Raw genomic sequence first — 16,453 nt, 5'->3', positions numbered from 1 at the left:
GGCCGGGGACGGGCGGGACGGGGCCTGAGACGCCCGGGACGGGGTAGGCGCACGGACGTGCACGGCCCGCCGGAGCCGTGCACAGCCACACGTGCAACCATCGTCGCTACCCGGCAGTCCCCATACATATGCCCGCGTCGCTAGGGTGTGGGGCTGAGATGGCCAGCGAGACCTGTGGGGAAGCCCGTGCGTGAATACCTGCTGACGCTCTGCATCACGGCCGCCGTGACGTACCTGCTGACCGGGCCGGTGCGGAAGTTCGCGATCGTGGCGGGGGCGATGCCGGAGATCCGGGCCCGCGACGTGCACCGGGAACCCACCCCCCGGCTCGGCGGGATCGCGATGTTCTTCGGCATGTGCGCGGGTCTGCTGGTCGCCGACCACCTCACCAACCTCAACGAGGTCTTCGAGAAGTCGAACGAGCCGCGCGCGCTGCTCTCCGGGGCCGCGCTGATCTGGCTGATCGGTGTCCTGGACGACAAGTTCGAGATCGACGCCCTGATCAAGCTGGGCGGCCAGATGATCGCCGCCGGTGTGATGGTCATGCAGGGTCTGACGATCCTGTGGCTGCCGGTGCCCGGTGTCGGCACGGTGGCGCTCACCCAGTGGCAGGGCACCCTGCTGACGGTGGCCCTGGTGGTCATCACGATCAACGCGGTCAACTTCGTCGACGGCCTGGACGGGCTGGCCGCCGGCATGGTGTGCATCGCCGCCGCCGCGTTCTTCATGTACGCCTACCGGATCTGGTACTCGTACGGCATCGAGGCCGCCGCCCCCGCGACGCTCTTCGCGGCCGTGCTGATGGGCATGTGCCTGGGTTTCCTGCCGCACAACATGCATCCCGCGCGGATCTTCATGGGGGACTCCGGGTCGATGCTGATCGGCCTGGTGCTGGCGGCGGGCGCCATCTCGGTGACCGGGCAGGTGGATCCGGACGTGATGAACCTGTTCGCCGGTTCCGAGCGCAACGCGGTGCACCAGATGGTGCCGGTCTACATCCCGCTGCTGCTGCCGCTGACGATCATCGCCATCCCGGCCTCCGACTTCGTCTTCGCGGTGGTGCGGCGCACCTGGCGCGGCCAGTCGCCGTTCGCGGCGGACCGGGGGCATCTGCACCACCGGCTGCTCCAGATCGGCCACTCGCACAGCCGGGCCGTGCTGATCATGTATTTCTGGGCGGCCCTGATCGGCTTCGGGGCGCTGGCCTACTCGGTGAACTCGGCGTCGATGTGGATCGTGCTGGGCGTCGTCGTCCTCAGCTTCATCGGGCTGGTGCTGCTCCTGCTGCCGCGGTTCACGCCGCGCGCCCCGCACTGGGCGGAGGCGTTCGTGCCGCCGCGCTACCGGCGGGACCGCCGTCGCGCGGGCATGGCCCCGGACGCCGGGACGCCGGCGACGGTCGGGGCGCCGGTCCGGGAGGCGCAGGAGTCCGCCGAGGCCTGCGAGGCTGCCGAGGCACACGGGGCCCAGGCGGCTCGCGGGCACTCCGCGCCGGTCGTTGCCGGAGTGGCGGGGGTCAACGGAGCGACCGCTGTGAGCGCCCGTTCGCGCGTACTCGACGGACGCGGAGCGGGAACGTCACGCTGACGCCCAAGGTAAGAATCTGACTAAAGCGTTGCCATCTCGTGGGAGTGCAAAAGCCCGCAATACCAGACAACTTGACCCGCTTTTTGCACAGACGGGCGCTTTAACTCTCATGTGTGACAGCCAGCACACCCAGCAGGTAAAGACCTCATCAAATAGTTTGTGATACCGTTCACGAGAACCCCGGATACAGCCGAAGGACCCGAGTGCGAGGGGCCCTTGGTGTGGAGGATCCTCGTCCGAACCGGGGACTACGCTCGTCCATGACGACACCCCTGCCCCCTGTGAAAAGCGGAGTTGCCGCCATGCCGTCCAATGACGTCCGGAACCTACTGCACACCGCAGTACCCACCGCAGCTGCCGGTGTGGTCGCGGTGGCGGTCAGTGGCGCGGTCGCGGGCGGGAAGGGCGCGGTCGGGGCCGTCGTCGGCGTAGCCCTGGCCATCCTGTACATGGGGATCGGCCTCTACGTGCTGCAGTGGACGGCGAAGTCGCTGCCGCAGCTCTTCCAGGCCATGGGCCTCATGCTCTACGTCGCCCAACTCCTGCTGCTCATGATCTTCTTGGCCGTCTTCAAGGGCACGACGCTCTTCAGTGCCAGGGCCTTCGCGTTCTCGCTCGTCGCCGCGACCGTCGTATGGATGGCGGCGCAGGCGCGTGCGCACATGAAGTCCAAGATCTTCTACGTCGAACCGGACTCCGACAAGCGCGACAAGTCCGAGAAGTCAGGGTCCTCGTCGTGAGGGGTAGGGCCGCGATAAAGACGTGTGTGATCGCCTGCTATCGTCCGGTGCCAACTGCGGCATCGCGGGCGCGGGCATCTGAGCTGACGCCTGCTCGATCGCGAGGCTCGATGCCCGCCGGCCGCCCCCACATCCGTAACACCAGTCCGGTGCCGACCCGCGGCTGCCCGCCGCGCCGACACAACGAGGTTGCCGTATCCATGCGCCACGCCGAAGGAGCCCGCGGTGAGTGCTGACCAGACCACGCTCGCCTTTGACTGGAGTTGCCGCGTCTTCGCCGAAAACGGCTGCGGCTTCCCGTCGCCGGGCCTCCACTCCTTCATCTTCAAGCCGATGTTCACGGTCGGCGGCTACGACTTCGACAAGCCGATGCTGCTCGCCATCGTCACCTCGCTGGTCGTGGTCGGCTTCTTCTGGGCCGCCTTCAGCAAGGCCAAGGTGGTTCCCGGCAAGCTGCAGATGGTCGGCGAGGCGGGCTACGACTTCGTCCGCCGCGGCATCGTCTACGAGACGCTCGGCAAGCGCGAGGGCGAGAAGTACGTCCCGCTCATGGTCTCGATCTTCTTCTTCGTCTGGATCATGAACCTCTGGTCGATCATCCCGGTCGCCCAGTTCCCGGTGACGTCGATCATCGCCTACCCGGCCGCCATGGCCGCGATCGTCTACGTGACCTGGATGGTCCTGACGTTCAAGAAGCACGGTTTCGCCGGCGGCTTCAAGAACCTCACCGGCTACGACAAGTCGCTCGGCGCGGTGCTGCCGCTCGTGGTGGTCATCGAGTTCTTCTCGAACGTCCTGGTCCGCCCGTTCACGCACGCGGTGCGACTGTTCGCCAACATGTTCGCCGGCCACCTGCTGCTCGTGATGTTCACCGTCGCCAGCTGGTACCTGATGAACAGCTGGCTGATCGCGGCCGGCGCCGTCTCGTTCGTCATGGCGATGGTCATGATCCTGTTCGAGCTCTTCGTCCAGGCCGTCCAGGCGTACGTCTTCGTCCTCCTGGCCTGCTCCTACGTTCAGGGCGCTCTCGCCGAGCACCACTGAGCCACCGTCCCGCACCGCCCCGTCACAGACGTCCGGTGGCCAACCCCCACCGGTCCTTGAAAGAGAAGGAAGAATCAGCATGGCTGCCACTGAGACCCTTGCCGCCGTCACCGGCTCCATCGCCTCCGTCGGCTACGGCCTCGCCGCCATCGGTCCCGGCATCGGCATCGGCATCATCTTCGGCAACGGCACCCAGGCGCTCGCCCGCCAGCCCGAGGCCGCCGGTCTGATCCGTGCCAACCAGATCCTGGGCTTCGCCTTCTGTGAGGCGCTCGCCCTCATCGGCATCGTCATGCCGTTCGTTTACACCTACAAGTAAACCGCGGCGGACGACCCCACCCATTCAGGGAAAGGCACTGATGACATGCAGCTGACACAGCAGCTGGTGCAGCTGGCGGCGGAGGAGCAGCAGAATCCTCTGATCCCGCCCGGCCCCGAGCTGGTCGTCGGCCTCGTCACCTTCGCCATCGTCTTCTTCTTCCTCGGGAAGAAGCTCCTGCCGAACATCAACAAGGTTCTGGAGGAGCGCCGCGCGGCGATCGAAGGCGGTATCGAAGAGGCCGAGGCCATGAAGGTCGAGGCCCAGAGCGTCCTCGAGCAGTACAAGGCCCAGCTCGCCGAAGCCCGGCACGAGGCCGCGCGCCTGCGCCAGGAGGCGCAGGAGCAGGGCGCCACGCTCATCGCCGAGATGCGGGCCGAGGGCCAGCGTCAGCGCGAGGAGATCGTCGCCGCCGGCCACGCCCAGATCGACGCCGACCGCAAGGCCGCCGCGTCCGTGCTCCGCCAGGACGTCGGCAAGCTCGCCACCGAGCTGGCCGGCAAGCTCGTCGGTGAGTCCCTCGAGGACCACGCCCGGCAGAGCCGCGTGATCGACCGCTTCCTCGACGAGCTCGAGGAGAAGGCCGAGGCCGCGCGATGACCGGAGCGAGCCGCGAAGCTCTGACCGCCGCACGTGAGCGCCTGGACGCGCTGACGGACTCCACGTCCGTCGACGCCGCGAAGCTCGCCGACGAGCTGGCGGCCGTCACCGCGCTGCTCGACCGCGAGGCCGGCCTGCGCCGGGTCCTCACCGACCCGGCGCAGCCCGGCGACGCCAAGGCCACGCTGGTCCAGCGGCTGCTCGGCGGCCAGGTCGGCGGCGAGGCCGCGGACCTGGTGGCCGGCATCGTGCGCTCGCGCTGGTCGCAGTCGCGCGACCTGGTGGACGCGCTGGAGGAGCTGGCGAACCTCGCCGACCTCACCGCCGCCCAGCGGACCGGCACGCTCGACGACGTCGAGGACGAGCTGTTCCGCTTCGGCCGGATCATCTCCTCCAGCACCGAGCTGCGCTCGGCGCTGACCGACCGGGCCGCGGGCACCTCGGCCAAGGTCGAGCTGCTGCACCGGCTGCTCGGCGGCCGGGCGAAGCCGGCCACCGAGCGTCTGGTGACGCGCCTCGTGACCGCGCCGCGGGGACGTAGCCTGGAGACGGGACTGGAGTCCCTGTCCAAGCTCGCCGCCGACCGTCGCAACCGCCTGGTCGCCGTCGTCACCACGGCGGTCCCGCTGAGCGACCGGCAGAAGCAGCGCCTCGGCGCCGCCCTCGCCAAGCTCTACGGCCGTCAGATGCACCTCAACATCGACGTGGACCCCGAGCTGATCGGCGGGATCCGGGTGCAGGTCGGCGACGAGACGATCAACGGCTCCCTCGCGGACCGGCTCGACGACGCCGCCCGCCGCCTGGCGAGCTAGCAGCAACTCAACACGCAAGACGTACACGACGGCCCTGGTTGGGCCGTGCAGAGGATTCACCTCTTATTGGGGGGAGTCCCGAACTCGTGGAACACCCCCCAAGTGAAACTTCGGGCCCAACAAGGAGAGCAGGGAACCCAGATGGCGGAGCTCACGATCCGGCCGGAGGAGATCCGGGACGCGCTGGAGAACTTCGTCCAGTCGTACAAGCCGGACGCGGCCTCGCGCGAGGAGGTCGGAACGGTCACCCTTGCCGGCGACGGCATCGCGAAGGTCGAGGGCCTGCCCTCGGCCATGGCCAACGAGCTGCTGAAGTTCGAGGACGGCACCCTCGGCCTCGCCCTCAACCTCGAGGAGCGCGAGATCGGTGCCATCGTCCTCGGTGAGTTCAGCGGCATCGAGGAGGGCCAGCCGGTCACCCGTACCGGTGAGGTCCTGTCCGTCGCCGTCGGCGAGGGCTACCTCGGCCGCGTGGTGGACCCGCTCGGCAACCCGATCGACGGCCTCGGCGAGATCGAGACCGAGGGCCGCCGCGCCCTCGAGCTGCAGGCCCCCACGGTCATGCAGCGCAAGTCGGTGCACGAGCCGATGGAGACCGGCTACAAGGCCGTCGACGCCATGACCCCGATCGGCCGCGGCCAGCGCCAGCTGATCATCGGCGACCGTCAGACCGGCAAGACCGCCCTGGCCGTCGACACGATCATCAACCAGCGCGACAACTGGCGCACCGGCGACCCGAGCAAGCAGGTCCGCTGCATCTACGTCGCCATCGGCCAGAAGGGCTCCACCATCGCGTCGGTGCGCCGCGCGCTGGAGGAGAACGGCGCCCTGGAGTACACGACCATCGTCGCCGCCCCGGCGTCCGACCCGGCCGGCTTCAAGTACCTGGCGCCGTACACCGGTTCCGCGATCGGCCAGCACTGGATGTACCAGGGCAAGCACGTCCTGATCATCTTCGACGACCTGTCGAAGCAGGCCGACGCCTACCGTGCCGTCTCCCTGCTGCTGCGCCGCCCGCCGGGCCGCGAGGCCTACCCGGGTGACGTCTTCTACCTGCACTCCCGGCTGCTGGAGCGCTGCGCCAAGCTCTCCGACGACATGGGTGCCGGTTCGATGACCGGTCTGCCGATCGTCGAGACCAAGGCCAACGACGTCTCGGCGTTCATCCCGACCAACGTCATCTCCATCACCGACGGCCAGTGCTTCCTGGAGTCGGACCTGTTCAACGCCGGTCAGCGTCCCGCGCTGAACGTCGGTATCTCCGTCTCCCGAGTCGGTGGTTCCGCCCAGCACAAGGCGATGCGCCAGGTCTCCGGCCGCCTGCGTGTGGACCTCGCCCAGTTCCGTGAGCTGGAGGCGTTCGCCGCCTTCGGTTCCGACCTGGACGCGGCCTCCAAGGCCCAGCTGGAGCGCGGTCAGCGCATGGTCGAGCTGCTGAAGCAGAACCAGTACGAGCCGATGGCCACCGAGGACCAGGTCGTCTCGATCTGGGCCGGCACCACCGGCCGCATGGACGACGTTCCGGTCGCCGACGTCCGCCGCTTCGAGAAGGAGCTGCTGGAGTACCTGCACCGCAAGGAGCAGGGCCTCATGACCTCCATCAAGGAGGGCGCCAAGATGTCCGACGACACGATCCAGGCCATCGCGGACGCGGTCGCGGCGTTCAAGAAGCAGTTCGAGACGAGCGACGGCAAGCTGCTCGGCGAGGACACCCCGGCCGCTGCCGCCAAGTGACGTAAGGAAGGACCTGACTCATGGGAGCCCAGCTCCGGGTCTACAAGCGTCGCATCCGATCCGTCACCGCGACCAAGAAGATCACCAAGGCGATGGAGATGATCGCCGCCTCGCGCGTCGTCAAGGCGCAGCGCAAGGTGGCGGCCTCCACGCCGTACGCGCAGGAACTGACCCGCGCGGTCACGGCGGTCGGCACCGGTTCGAACACCAAGCACCCGCTGACCACGGAGGCGGAGAACCCGACCCGTGCCGCGGTCCTGCTCCTCACGAGCGACCGCGGTCTGGCCGGCGCCTTCAACGCCAACGCCATCAAGGCCGCGGAGCAGTTGACCGAGCGCCTGGAGCGCGAGGGCAAGCGGGTCGACGCCTACATCGTCGGCCGGCGTGGTATCGCCCACTACAACTTCCGTGAGCGCAAGATCGCGGAGTCGTGGACGGGCTTCACCGACGAGCCCACGTACGCGGACGCCAAGAAGGTGGCGGCGCCTCTGATCGAGGCCATCGAGCAGGAGACGGCGAACGGCGGCGTGGACGAACTCCACATCGTCTACACCGAGTTCGTCTCGATGATGACGCAGACGGCGGTCGACGCCCGGCTGCTGCCGCTGCGCCTCGAGGAGGTGGCGGAGCAGACGCGGCAGAAGGACGAGATCCTTCCGCTGTACGACTTCGAGCCCTCCGCGGAGGACGTCCTCGACGCCCTGCTGCCGCGCTACGTGGAGAGCCGCATCTACAACGCGCTGCTCCAGTCGGCCGCTTCGAAGCACGCCGCCACGCGGCGCGCGATGAAGTCGGCCACCGACAACGCGGGTGAGCTGATCGACACGCTCTCCCGTCTTGCCAACGCGGCCCGCCAGGCCGAAATCACCCAGGAAATCAGCGAGATCGTCGGTGGCGCGAGCGCCCTGGCCGACGCGACCGCGGGGAGTGACCGATAAATGACCACCACTGTTGAGACCGCGACGGCTACGGGCCGCGTCGCCCGGGTCATCGGCCCGGTCGTCGACGTGGAGTTCCCCGTCGACGCGATTCCGGACATCTACAACGCCCTGCACGTCGAGGTCTCCGACCCGGCGAACGAGGGCGAGAAGAAGACGCTGACCCTGGAGGTCGCCCAGCACCTGGGTGACGGCCTGGTCCGCACCATCTCCATGCAGCCCACCGACGGTCTGGTCCGCCAGGCCCCGGTGACGGACACCGGCGCGGCCATCTCCGTCCCGGTCGGCGACTTCACCAAGGGCAAGGTGTTCAACACCCTCGGTGAGGTGCTGAACGTCGACGAGACCTACGACGGCGAGCGCTGGCCGATCCACCGCAAGGCGCCCAACTTCGACGAGCTCGAGTCGAAGACCGAGATGTTCGAGACCGGCGTCAAGGTCATCGACCTGCTGACCCCGTACGTCAAGGGCGGCAAGATCGGTCTGTTCGGCGGTGCCGGCGTCGGCAAGACGGTGCTCATCCAGGAGATGATCTACCGCGTCGCCAACAACCACGACGGTGTCTCGGTGTTCGCCGGTGTCGGCGAGCGCACCCGTGAGGGCAACGACCTCATCGAGGAGATGTCGGACTCCGGCGTCATCGACAAGACCGCGCTGGTCTTCGGCCAGATGGACGAGCCCCCGGGCACCCGTCTGCGCGTGGCCCTGGCCGGTCTGACCATGGCGGAGTACTTCCGCGATGTGCAGAAGCAGGACGTGCTGTTCTTCATCGACAACATCTTCCGCTTCACGCAGGCCGGTTCCGAGGTCTCCACGCTGCTCGGCCGTATGCCGTCCGCGGTGGGTTACCAGCCGAACCTGGCCGACGAGATGGGCCTCCTCCAGGAGCGCATCACCTCGACCCGCGGTCACTCGATCACCTCGATGCAGGCGATCTACGTCCCCGCCGACGACCTGACCGACCCGGCCCCGGCGACCACCTTCGCCCACCTCGACGCGACGACGGTTCTGTCCCGTCCGATCTCCGAGAAGGGCATCTACCCGGCCGTGGACCCGCTGGACTCGACGTCCCGGATCCTGGACCCGCGGTACATCTCCGCGGACCACTACAACGCGGCCATGCGCGTGAAGAACATCCTGCAGAAGTACAAGGACCTGCAGGACATCATCGCGATCCTCGGTATCGACGAGCTCGGCGAGGAGGACAAGCTCGTCGTCCACCGGGCCCGTCGCGTGGAGCGCTTCCTGTCCCAGAACACCCACGTCGCCAAGCAGTTCACCGGCGTGGACGGTTCGGACGTGCCGCTGGACGAGTCGATCGCCGCGTTCAACGCGATCTGCGACGGCGAGTACGACCACTTCCCCGAGCAGGCGTTCTTCATGTGCGGTGGTCTCGAGGACCTGAAGAAGAACGCGAAGGAGCTGGGCGTCTCCTGAGCCCGGAGTTCCCGGTGAGCCTCGCGGCTCACACCAGGTGAGTCTCACGGCTCACACCCGGAAGGGGGCGGGCGCGTCCCGCCCCCTTCCTCACGCCCCTTAGAATTGACCCCAACACCCGGCACTACCGCCGGGTGGTGACCCGAGGAGCCACCCTTGGCTGCTGAGCTGCACGTCGAGCTGGTCGCCGCCGACCGCCAGGTCTGGTCCGGCGAGGCCACCCTGGTCGTCGCGCGCACCACGTCCGGCGACATCGGCGTCATGCCCGGTCACCAGCCGCTGCTCGGTGTGCTGGAGTCGGGCCCGGTGACCATCCGTACGAGTGAAGGTGGAACAGTCGTCGCCGCGGTGCACGGCGGTTTCATCTCGTTCGCGGACAACAAGCTGTCGCTGCTGGCCGAGATCGCCGAGCTCGCCGAGGAGATCGACGTCCAGCGCACGGAGCAGGAGCTGGAGCGCGCGAAGGCGGACGAGGACGAGGACGCCCAACGGCGAGCCGACGTCCGTCTGCGGGCGGCTGCGGCGGCGCGCTGAACCGAGCGCCATTGATGACACCACTCAGCCGCGGCCGGTACCGGAGCAATCCGGTACCGGCCGCGGCTGAGGTGGATGTGGGTGGTTTTTACGTTCCATTACCTAGGAGACGAGGAGGTCGGTATCGATGGTCCTCGCTCTGAGCGTGTGCGGGGTCGTGGTCGCGCTCGTGGTGGTGGGACTGTTCGTCTTCGGGCTGCGGCGCAGGCTCATCCAGCGTTCCGGCGGCACGTTCGACTGCAGTCTGCGCTGGGACGTGGCGGAGAAGCCCGACACCAGCGGCAAGGGCTGGAGCTACGGCGTCGCCCGCTACAACGGTGACCGCGTGGAGTGGTTCCGGGTCTTCTCCTACGCACCCCGTCCGCGCCGCACGCTGGAACGCGCGTCGATCGAGGTGGCCGGCCGCCGGCTGCCCGAGGGCGAGGAGGAACTCGCCCTGCTGTCCGACGCGGTGATCCTCGTCTGCCTGCACCGGGGCACGCGGCTGGAACTGGCCATGAGCGAGGACGCCCTGACCGGCTTCCTGGCCTGGCTGGAGGCGGCCCCTCCGGGACAGAGGGTGAACGTCGCGTAGGTCATCCGCGGTCATGACGAAGCTCCCCCGGACCAGGTCCGGGGGAGCTTCGGTGTTTCGGGGCGCGGTGTCCTTACGACAGGCCGCTGTTGATGGCGCTCACCAGTTCACCGTTGCTGGTGTCACCACTGAACTCCCAGAAGAAGGCGCCGCCCAGCCCCTGGGACTTGGCCCACGACATCTTGCCGGCGATGGTGGCCGGGGTGTCGTAGGACCACCAGTTGCTGCCGCAGTGGGCGTAGGCGGTGCCGGCGACGGTGCCGGTGGCCGGGCAGGACGACTTGAGCACCTTGTAGTCCTCGATGCCCTGCTCGTAGGTGCCGGCGGCCGGGCCCGTGGCGGTGCCGCCCGGGGCGTCCTGGGTGACGCCGGTCCAGCCGCGCCCGTAGAAGCCGATGCCGATGAGCAGCTTGTTCGCGGGCACGCCCTGGGCCTTGAACTTGGCCATCGCGTCTGCCGTGGTGAAGCCGGCCTTCGGGATGCCGCTGTAGGAGGTGAGCGGGGAGTGCGGGGCGGTGGGGCCCTGCGCGTCCCAGGCGCCGAAGAAGTCGTACGTCATCACGTTGTACCAGTCGACGTAACTCGAGGCGCCGGCGTAGTCGGTCGCCTCGATCTTGCCGCCGGCGGAGCCGTCCGCGGTGACCGCGGCGGTGACCAGCTCGTTGCCGAACTTCGCGCGCAGCGCGGCCATCAGGTTCTTGAAGGCGGCCGGGCCGCTGGAGTCACAGGTCAGACCACAGGCGTTCGGGTACTCCCAGTCGATGTCGATGCCGTCGAAGACGTCCGACCAGCGCGGGTCGTGCACCAGGTTGTAGCACGACTGGGCGAAGGCCGCCGGGTTCTTGGCCGCCTGGGCGAAGCCGCCGGACCAGGTCCAGCCGCCGAAGGACCAGATCACCTTGATGTTCGGGTACTTGGCCTTCAGCTCGCGCAACTGGTTGAAGTTGCCGCGCAGCGGCTGGTCCCAGGTGTCGGCGACGCCGCTGACGGACTGGTCGGCGGTGAACGCCTTGTCGTAGTCGGCGTAGGAGTCGCCGATCGCGCACTGGCCGTTGGTCACGTTGCCGAAGGCGTAGTTGATGTGCGTGATCTTCGACGCGGAGCCGGACGTCACCAGGTTCTTCACGTTGTAGTTGCGGCCGTAGATGCCCCACTCGGTGAAGTAGCCGAGCTTGACCTTGCCGCCGGTCGGGGGCGGGGTGGTGCCGCCGCCGGTGGTGTGCACGGCGACCGAGCCGCTGACCGGGCCGGTCTGGCCGGCGGTGTCACGGGCCTGGACGGTGTAGGAGTAGTCGGTGCCGGCGGTCAGACCGCTGTCCGTGTACGAGGTCGTCGTCACGGTGGCCACCGTCCTGCCGTCACGCAGGACGTCGTAGTTCTTGACGCCCTTGTCGTCGGTGGCGGCGCCCCAGCTGAGCTTCACCGAGGTGTCGGTGACCGAGGAGGCGGTCGGAGTGCCCGGCGCGGAGGGCGGGTTGTCACCGGGCACGGTCGGGCCACCGTCGCAACTGCCGCCGTTGACGGAGCAGTTGCTGGGGGCGCCGGGGCCGGCGCCGTTGAAGCCGAAGGACACGGTGGCGCCGGGTGCGATGGTTCCGTTCCAGGTGTTCTTGGCGGTCCAGTGGTTGCCGGAGTTGGTGACCGAGGCGTCCCAGGCGGAGGTGACACGGGTGTCGGAGGGGAAGTCCCACTCCAGGGTCCAGGAGCTGATCGAGGCGGTACCGGTGTTCTTGATGGTCCACTTGCCCTCGAAGCCGGTGCCCCAGTCCTGGGTCTTGGTGTAGGTGGCGGTGGCCGAGGTCGCGTCGGCGGCGGCCTGGGCGTGGCCCGAGAGCCCGACCAGTCCGGCCAGGGGGAGCAACAGGGTCGCGAACCCCGCCGCGGCTCTGTGTTTGAAGCGCATGCTGCGCCTCCCTTGTCGGGGGATTATCCGGTTGTTGTCAGGGGCATGACTGAGCCATCACGCCCCGCGGTGCTGTGAGAGTAGAAAGGTCTGGACCATAGGTCAATAGGTCTGGACCACTGAGTGAAGAGTGGGCTTCGGGTCGCCAACTCCTGGGCCGGCACGGCCGCTTGCTCCCGGTGGCGCAGTTCCGGCTCGCCGGGCAGGTCGCTGACGTGCGCCGCCACCGTCGCCTCAGCCGTCGTCTCCGCATGTCCGGCCGGACCTCGGAGGAAGACCCCCCGGCCCGGGCCGCCCGCTCGACGGACGGTCGTACGCTGACCGGGCGATGAGGAGGGTGCTCGGCAACGCCCTGGCCCATGGCCGGGACGCGCACGGACGGCTCCGGGTGAAGGTCGGGGTGCGCGGCACCGGGCGCCAGGTGGTGATCACCGTGGACGACCAGGGCCCGGGGTACCGCCCGAGGCGCGGGAACGGATCTTCGAGCGGTTCCAGCTGGGCCCGGACAGCACCGGCTCCAGACTCGGGCTCACCCTCGTCGCCCGGCAGGCGGCGCTGCAGCGGGGGAGCGTCACCGTCACGGACTCGCCCGGCGGACGGCCGTCGTGGCGGCGGCCCTGCTGGTAGGGCTCACCACAGGGTGCGCCGGCCACGTCGGTACGGCCCCGAAGGCGAGGCCGTCCGGATCCGCCTCGTCCGCCGCGCCCTCGGGCCCGCCCGCCCTCCGGCTACGCGGACATGAAGAAGAAGGTGGACGCCGCCGAGCCCGCGGGGGCCGCCGCCGACCGGGACGCGGCGAGCGACGACGACCGCTGAGGCGGACGGCCGGGCGGGCGACGCGCTTTCCGAAACGCGCCTAGCGCTCCCCGCCCGGCACCCACAGCACGTCCCCGGTCTCCTTGTTCGCCGTCCGGGCCAGGATGAACAGCAGGTCGGACAGGCGGTTGAGGTAGGTCGCGGTGAGCGGGTTCATGATCTCGCCGTGCGCCTCCAGCGCCGCCCACGTCGAGCGCTCGGCCCGCCGTACGACCGTGCAGGCCTGGTGCAGCAGTGCCGCGCCGGGCGTGCCGCCGGGGAGGATGAAGGAGCGCAGCTTCTCCAGCTCGGCGTTGAACCGGTCGCAGTCCGCCTCCAGCCGGTCGACGTAGAACTGCTCGACCCGCAGGGGCGGGAACTTCGGGTCCTCCACGACCGGGGTCGACAGGTCCGCACCGACGTCGAACAGGTCGTTCTGGACGCGGGTGAGGACCTTGACGATCTCCTGGTCGAGCCCGCCCAGCGCGATCGCCGTGCCGATCACCGCGTTCGCCTCGTTGGCGTCGGCGTACGCGGCGATGCGCAGATCCGTCTTGGCGACCCGGCTCATGTCACCGAGGGCGGTGGTGCCCTGGTCGCCGGTCCTGGTGTAGATGCGCGTCAGATTGACCATGCGACCAGCGTAGTTACGCCCCGGCCGCGCGGCACGCCGGTGTGCCCACGGTCACGGTGGACTCGTGGCCCGGCTCACGGCCCCGCGAACTCGCACCACACCACCTTGCCGGGGCTGCGCCCGTCCACCCCCCACTTGTCCGCCGTCTCCGCCACCAGCAGCAGCCCGCGTCCGCCCTCGCCCGGCTCTCCGGCGTCCGGCCGCGGGACGGCCGGCACACCGTCCCGCTGTCGTGGACCTCCACCCTCAGGCCGCCGCCGTCGTACGGCAGCAGCCGCAGCAGAAAGCCACGGCCGGGCGGCCCACCGCCATCCACCTCCGGGACTCCAAGACCCCGGAGGGTCCCCACCTCACCGTCGCGCCCGCCGCCTGGACGGCGTTCCTGGAATTGGCCGCGCGGCCGGAGTAGTCGGCCCCGGCCGTACGCACCCGTCAGCCGATGGCGATGCGCGGATGGGCGCCGGGCCGGATCCAGCCCATGATCTGGTCCATGGCGGCCCGCGGCACCGACACGCACCCGGCGGTCGCGCCGGACCCGTTGACGTGCAGGAAGATCCCGGCACCGCGACCGGGCGTGGCGGGCCACCGGTTGAAGTTGATGACAAGGGCCTTGGCGTACTGGGTGGGGTAGTTGATCAGGTGCTCGCTGCCCCGGTCGCCGGACTCGGTGAGCGGGAAGTCGGCCCCGGCCTCGCCGTGCATGGAGTTGTAGTACTTCGACTCGGGGTCCTCCACCCACCAGTCGTCGGAGTCGACCACGTGGTACGGCATGCTCGTGCCGCTCGACGAGACGCCGAACCCTTCCGTGATGGTGTATGTCCCGGAGGGCGTCGTGTACGTCCCCTGGCGGCGCGTCGATCCGGCCGTCACGCCGTTCGAGCCGACCCGCCCGGCACTCGTGCCGAACTGCGCCTTCCAGCCGGAGGAGCCCTTGGACCAGGCCGTGACGGTAGCGTAGGAACCACGCGCGTCGACGGTGATGATCTGCGTGGCGTCGCCCACCTGGACAGGGACAGGGAAGTCGGGTGCGCTGTCGGCGGCGGAGCCCTGCACATCGCCGCTTCCGGACCCGGAACCGCTTCCGGACCCGGACCGGGCCACGGACGCGGTCTGCTTCGACGACGCGCCGGCGCTGGGCTCGGCGGACGCGGACGCGGATGCCGACGACGCCGCGGAGGCCGATGCGGACGCGGAGGCCGAGGCCGACGAGGACGCCGAAGCGGACGTGCTCGCCGAGCCCGTCGCCGTGGCCGCGGAGTCGGTCACGTCCGCCGCCACCTGATCGGCGGACGGCGCGTCCGCAGCGTCGCTTCCGCAGCCGCTCGCGAGGAGCAGCGCACCACCGGCAGCGGCCGTGGCGAGCAGCCTGCGAGCCCGGAGGCCGGAGGGCTCGGAGCCGGTCATCGGGGACATTTCAGGCAGCACGAGTGAATTCTCCGTGAAGTAGGGGGCGAACAGGGGGAGGCGGGCCGGGCTCAGCCCCGCGTTTCGGCTTCCACCGTGGGCAGCGCGCCGGAGCAGGTGGCGCGGCCGAAGGAACCCGTGGCAGTCGCGCTCTGGACGTGGCTGCCGCGGACGGCGAGAGCGCAGCGCGCGGTGCCGCCGTCCTTTCCGAGAACGATGCTGATGAGCGGGTCGTGGCCGACCGGCACGTCGACGGTGGTGTGCCAGGGCAGACGGGCTCCCCGGACCACGGTCGCCTTCCCGGACTCGCTGTCGGCCTGGAAGGTGAGGTCGGCGGTGCCGCTGCCGGTCACCTCGTAGGTGACGGAGGCGGTCGGGGTCCGAGGGCGTACGGACTCCTTCTGGCCGTCACCGCCGCCGAGGACCCCGTACAGCACCAGGCCACCGCACGCGGCCAGCACGGCGGCGGCCGCGAGCAGGCCGGTGCGACCGGACCGGCGGCGGGCGGCGGCACCGGGCGCGGACTCAGTGCTTTCCGGCGCGTCCGGAGATTCCGATGCTTCCTCCGCCGCGTCCGGTGATTTCTCTGCATTCTCCACCGAGGATTTTTCATCGCCCATGCGCATTTCCTTTCCGCTCCGGAACCGGCTCCTTATACGCGATGGCGAGTGGCGTTCGCAAGCGAGGGGACAAACCGGGCGGCGATATTGCGTGATGGGGGAACTGTCGGGCTTGCGAAGTCACTTGACATGCCGTCAGCCAGGTGACTAGAACCGCCGCGCCGCTACGTCTGGCCTGCTCATAGGGCATGCCGGACAGTTTCGGCACCCACTATGACGTCTGACAAAAGGAATGGGCGGCAGTGAGACCCACACGGGGCAGGCTTATCGCGTGCCTGGTCGTGGCCGCGCTGACAAGCAGCGCGCTACCCCAGATCGCATATGCCGCGCCCGCACACGATGACGGTGACGGCAAGGGAATTGTCGACGCCGTCAAGGGATGGTTCACGAGCGATGACAAGCCCACGCTCGAAAAACCGCCGTCCCACGACGAACTGGACATGGCCGACCGGCAGAAGCTGCCCAAGGGCACGAACGCGCCGAAGGCCAAGCGGGTCAGGGAGCTGACGGGCAGGCGCACGTCGAGTGCGCGGTTCTGGCAGCTGTCGGACGGCCGGGTCGAGGCGGAGCTGTCGGCGGTGCCGACCTCCTACCGGGACGCGAAGTCGAAGTTCTGGAAGAAGATCGACACCACGGTCCACACGTCGGACGCGCGGGGCTTCGACTTCGCCAACACCACCAATGAGGGCCGCAGCTGGTTCAGCGACGACCCCGGCAAGCTGGTCCGCTTCCAGGCACCGGACGGCCGTTCGGTCACCCTGGGTCTTGAGGGCGCGGG

At 69.1% G+C, this 16,453-nt stretch carries 18 protein-coding genes and 1 pseudogene; 14 read left to right on the top strand and 5 right to left on the bottom strand.

Features of this window, described 5'->3' with window-relative positions; all coding sequences use genetic code 11:
- Positions 1-186 precede the first annotated feature (186 nt).
- The 11 genes from ACWDUZ_RS22910 to ACWDUZ_RS22860 all read left to right on the top strand — a co-directional run bounded on the left by ACWDUZ_RS22910 (position 187) and on the right by ACWDUZ_RS22860 (position 10,319).
- The gene (locus ACWDUZ_RS22910; RefSeq protein ID WP_451633639.1) at positions 187-1,587 is read left to right on the top strand and encodes an MraY family glycosyltransferase; all 1,401 of its coding nucleotides are present in this window, start codon (positions 187-189) and stop codon (positions 1,585-1,587) included.
- Between the two features lie 302 nt (positions 1,588-1,889).
- A complete protein-coding gene (locus ACWDUZ_RS22905; RefSeq protein ID WP_451633638.1) occupies positions 1,890-2,327 on the top strand; it encodes a hypothetical protein in 438 nt (145 codons plus the stop codon).
- 225 nt (positions 2,328-2,552) lie between these two features.
- The gene (atpB, locus tag ACWDUZ_RS22900; protein WP_316745312.1) at positions 2,553-3,371 is read left to right on the top strand and encodes a F0F1 ATP synthase subunit A; all 819 of its coding nucleotides are present in this window, start codon (positions 2,553-2,555) and stop codon (positions 3,369-3,371) included.
- 79 nt (positions 3,372-3,450) lie between these two features.
- Positions 3,451-3,690: an ATP synthase F0 subunit C gene (gene atpE / locus ACWDUZ_RS22895; RefSeq protein WP_018571456.1), complete on the top strand. Its 240-nt coding sequence runs from the start codon at positions 3,451-3,453 to the stop codon at positions 3,688-3,690.
- A 51-nt stretch (positions 3,691-3,741) separates the two neighbouring features.
- Complete coding sequence (locus ACWDUZ_RS22890) at positions 3,742-4,290, top strand: F0F1 ATP synthase subunit B (RefSeq protein ID WP_451633673.1); 549 nt, start codon at positions 3,742-3,744, stop codon at positions 4,288-4,290.
- Complete coding sequence (locus ACWDUZ_RS22885; RefSeq protein ID WP_451633637.1) at positions 4,287-5,102, top strand: F0F1 ATP synthase subunit delta; 816 nt, start codon at positions 4,287-4,289, stop codon at positions 5,100-5,102. Before ACWDUZ_RS22890 ends, ACWDUZ_RS22885 begins: the two co-directional genes overlap by 4 nt.
- A gap of 141 nt (positions 5,103-5,243) precedes the next feature.
- Positions 5,244-6,836, top strand: a complete 1,593-nt coding sequence (atpA, locus tag ACWDUZ_RS22880) for a F0F1 ATP synthase subunit alpha (protein WP_451633636.1) — start codon at positions 5,244-5,246, stop codon at positions 6,834-6,836.
- Between the two features lie 20 nt (positions 6,837-6,856).
- On the top strand, positions 6,857-7,774 hold the full coding sequence (locus ACWDUZ_RS22875) for a F0F1 ATP synthase subunit gamma (RefSeq protein WP_451633635.1): 918 nt from the start codon (positions 6,857-6,859) through the stop codon (positions 7,772-7,774).
- Positions 7,775-9,211 carry a F0F1 ATP synthase subunit beta gene (atpD, locus tag ACWDUZ_RS22870; RefSeq protein WP_451633634.1) on the top strand — a complete coding sequence of 479 codons (1,437 nt, stop codon included), beginning with the start codon at positions 7,775-7,777 and terminating at the stop codon, positions 9,209-9,211. It abuts the gene before it with no gap.
- A 156-nt stretch (positions 9,212-9,367) separates the two neighbouring features.
- Positions 9,368-9,745 (top strand): F0F1 ATP synthase subunit epsilon, encoded by a 378-nt coding sequence (locus tag ACWDUZ_RS22865; protein WP_451633633.1) that lies wholly within the window; start codon positions 9,368-9,370, stop codon positions 9,743-9,745.
- 127 nt (positions 9,746-9,872) lie between these two features.
- Positions 9,873-10,319 carry a DUF2550 domain-containing protein gene (locus ACWDUZ_RS22860; protein ID WP_030170206.1) on the top strand — a complete coding sequence of 149 codons (447 nt, stop codon included), beginning with the start codon at positions 9,873-9,875 and terminating at the stop codon, positions 10,317-10,319.
- A gap of 73 nt (positions 10,320-10,392) precedes the next feature.
- Here ACWDUZ_RS22860 and ACWDUZ_RS22855 read toward each other — a convergent pair whose 3' ends face one another.
- Positions 10,393-12,222, bottom strand: coding sequence for a glycosyl hydrolase family 18 protein (locus tag ACWDUZ_RS22855; protein WP_451633632.1), 1,830 nt, complete (start codon positions 12,220-12,222; stop codon positions 10,393-10,395).
- Positions 12,223-12,699: 477 nt separating this feature from the next.
- Here ACWDUZ_RS22855 and ACWDUZ_RS22850 point away from each other — a divergent pair, with 477 nt between their 5' ends.
- Positions 12,700-12,849: a hypothetical protein gene (locus tag ACWDUZ_RS22850; protein WP_451633672.1), complete on the top strand. Its 150-nt coding sequence runs from the start codon at positions 12,700-12,702 to the stop codon at positions 12,847-12,849.
- A gap of 229 nt (positions 12,850-13,078) precedes the next feature.
- Here the strand turns inward: ACWDUZ_RS22850 and ACWDUZ_RS22845 are convergent, their stop codons facing one another.
- On the bottom strand, positions 13,079-13,651 hold the full coding sequence (locus ACWDUZ_RS22845; RefSeq protein ID WP_451633631.1) for a cob(I)yrinic acid a,c-diamide adenosyltransferase: 573 nt from the start codon (positions 13,649-13,651) through the stop codon (positions 13,079-13,081).
- Between the two features lie 74 nt (positions 13,652-13,725).
- Positions 13,726-13,958 (bottom strand): annotated as a pseudogene (locus tag ACWDUZ_RS22840) (ATP-binding protein); the annotation flags it as partial.
- Here ACWDUZ_RS22840 and ACWDUZ_RS22835 point away from each other — a divergent pair.
- Positions 13,884-14,060 carry a DUF397 domain-containing protein gene (locus tag ACWDUZ_RS22835; RefSeq protein ID WP_451633630.1) on the top strand — a complete coding sequence of 59 codons (177 nt, stop codon included), beginning with the start codon at positions 13,884-13,886 and terminating at the stop codon, positions 14,058-14,060. The pseudogene ACWDUZ_RS22840 and the gene ACWDUZ_RS22835 sit on opposite strands and share 75 nt — an antisense overlap.
- 23 nt (positions 14,061-14,083) lie before the next feature.
- On the opposite strand, the gene ACWDUZ_RS22830 is transcribed toward ACWDUZ_RS22835, so the two are convergent.
- Complete coding sequence (locus ACWDUZ_RS22830) at positions 14,084-14,653, bottom strand: L,D-transpeptidase family protein (protein WP_451633629.1); 570 nt, start codon at positions 14,651-14,653, stop codon at positions 14,084-14,086.
- On the opposite strand from ACWDUZ_RS22830, the gene ACWDUZ_RS22825 reads away from it, so the two are divergent.
- Positions 14,640-14,933 (top strand): hypothetical protein, encoded by a 294-nt coding sequence (locus ACWDUZ_RS22825; RefSeq protein WP_451633628.1) that lies wholly within the window; start codon positions 14,640-14,642, stop codon positions 14,931-14,933. The two genes, ACWDUZ_RS22830 and ACWDUZ_RS22825, sit on opposite strands and share 14 nt — an antisense overlap.
- 193 nt (positions 14,934-15,126) lie before the next feature.
- Here the strand turns inward: ACWDUZ_RS22825 and ACWDUZ_RS22820 are convergent, their stop codons facing one another.
- Positions 15,127-15,675, bottom strand: a complete 549-nt coding sequence (locus ACWDUZ_RS22820) for a hypothetical protein (protein WP_451633627.1) — start codon at positions 15,673-15,675, stop codon at positions 15,127-15,129.
- Positions 15,676-16,453 lie beyond the last annotated feature (778 nt).

Source organism: Streptomyces sp. NPDC003393, assembly GCF_053589015.1.
This window is presented reverse-complemented; position numbering and strand designations above follow the sequence as displayed.

What these genes read in the sequence shown, in the direction of transcription:
- ACWDUZ_RS22905 (WP_451633638.1), top strand. Translation starts at nt 1,890, where the DNA reads ATGCCGTCCAATGACGTCCGGAACCTACTGCACACCGCAGTACCCACC.
- atpE (WP_018571456.1), top strand. Translation starts at nt 3,451, where the DNA reads ATGGCTGCCACTGAGACCCTTGCCGCCGTCACCGGCTCCATCGCCTCC.
- ACWDUZ_RS22885 (WP_451633637.1), top strand. Translation starts at nt 4,287, where the DNA reads ATGACCGGAGCGAGCCGCGAAGCTCTGACCGCCGCACGTGAGCGCCTG.
- atpA (WP_451633636.1), top strand. Translation starts at nt 5,244, where the DNA reads ATGGCGGAGCTCACGATCCGGCCGGAGGAGATCCGGGACGCGCTGGAG.
- ACWDUZ_RS22875 (WP_451633635.1), top strand. Translation starts at nt 6,857, where the DNA reads ATGGGAGCCCAGCTCCGGGTCTACAAGCGTCGCATCCGATCCGTCACC.
- atpD (WP_451633634.1), top strand. Translation starts at nt 7,775, where the DNA reads ATGACCACCACTGTTGAGACCGCGACGGCTACGGGCCGCGTCGCCCGG.
- ACWDUZ_RS22860 (WP_030170206.1), top strand. Translation starts at nt 9,873, where the DNA reads ATGGTCCTCGCTCTGAGCGTGTGCGGGGTCGTGGTCGCGCTCGTGGTG.
- ACWDUZ_RS22855 (WP_451633632.1), bottom strand. Translation starts at nt 12,222, where the DNA reads ATGCGCTTCAAACACAGAGCCGCGGCGGGGTTCGCGACCCTGTTGCTC.
- ACWDUZ_RS22845 (WP_451633631.1), bottom strand. Translation starts at nt 13,651, where the DNA reads ATGGTCAATCTGACGCGCATCTACACCAGGACCGGCGACCAGGGCACC.
- ACWDUZ_RS22820 (WP_451633627.1), bottom strand. Translation starts at nt 15,675, where the DNA reads ATGGGCGATGAAAAATCCTCGGTGGAGAATGCAGAGAAATCACCGGAC.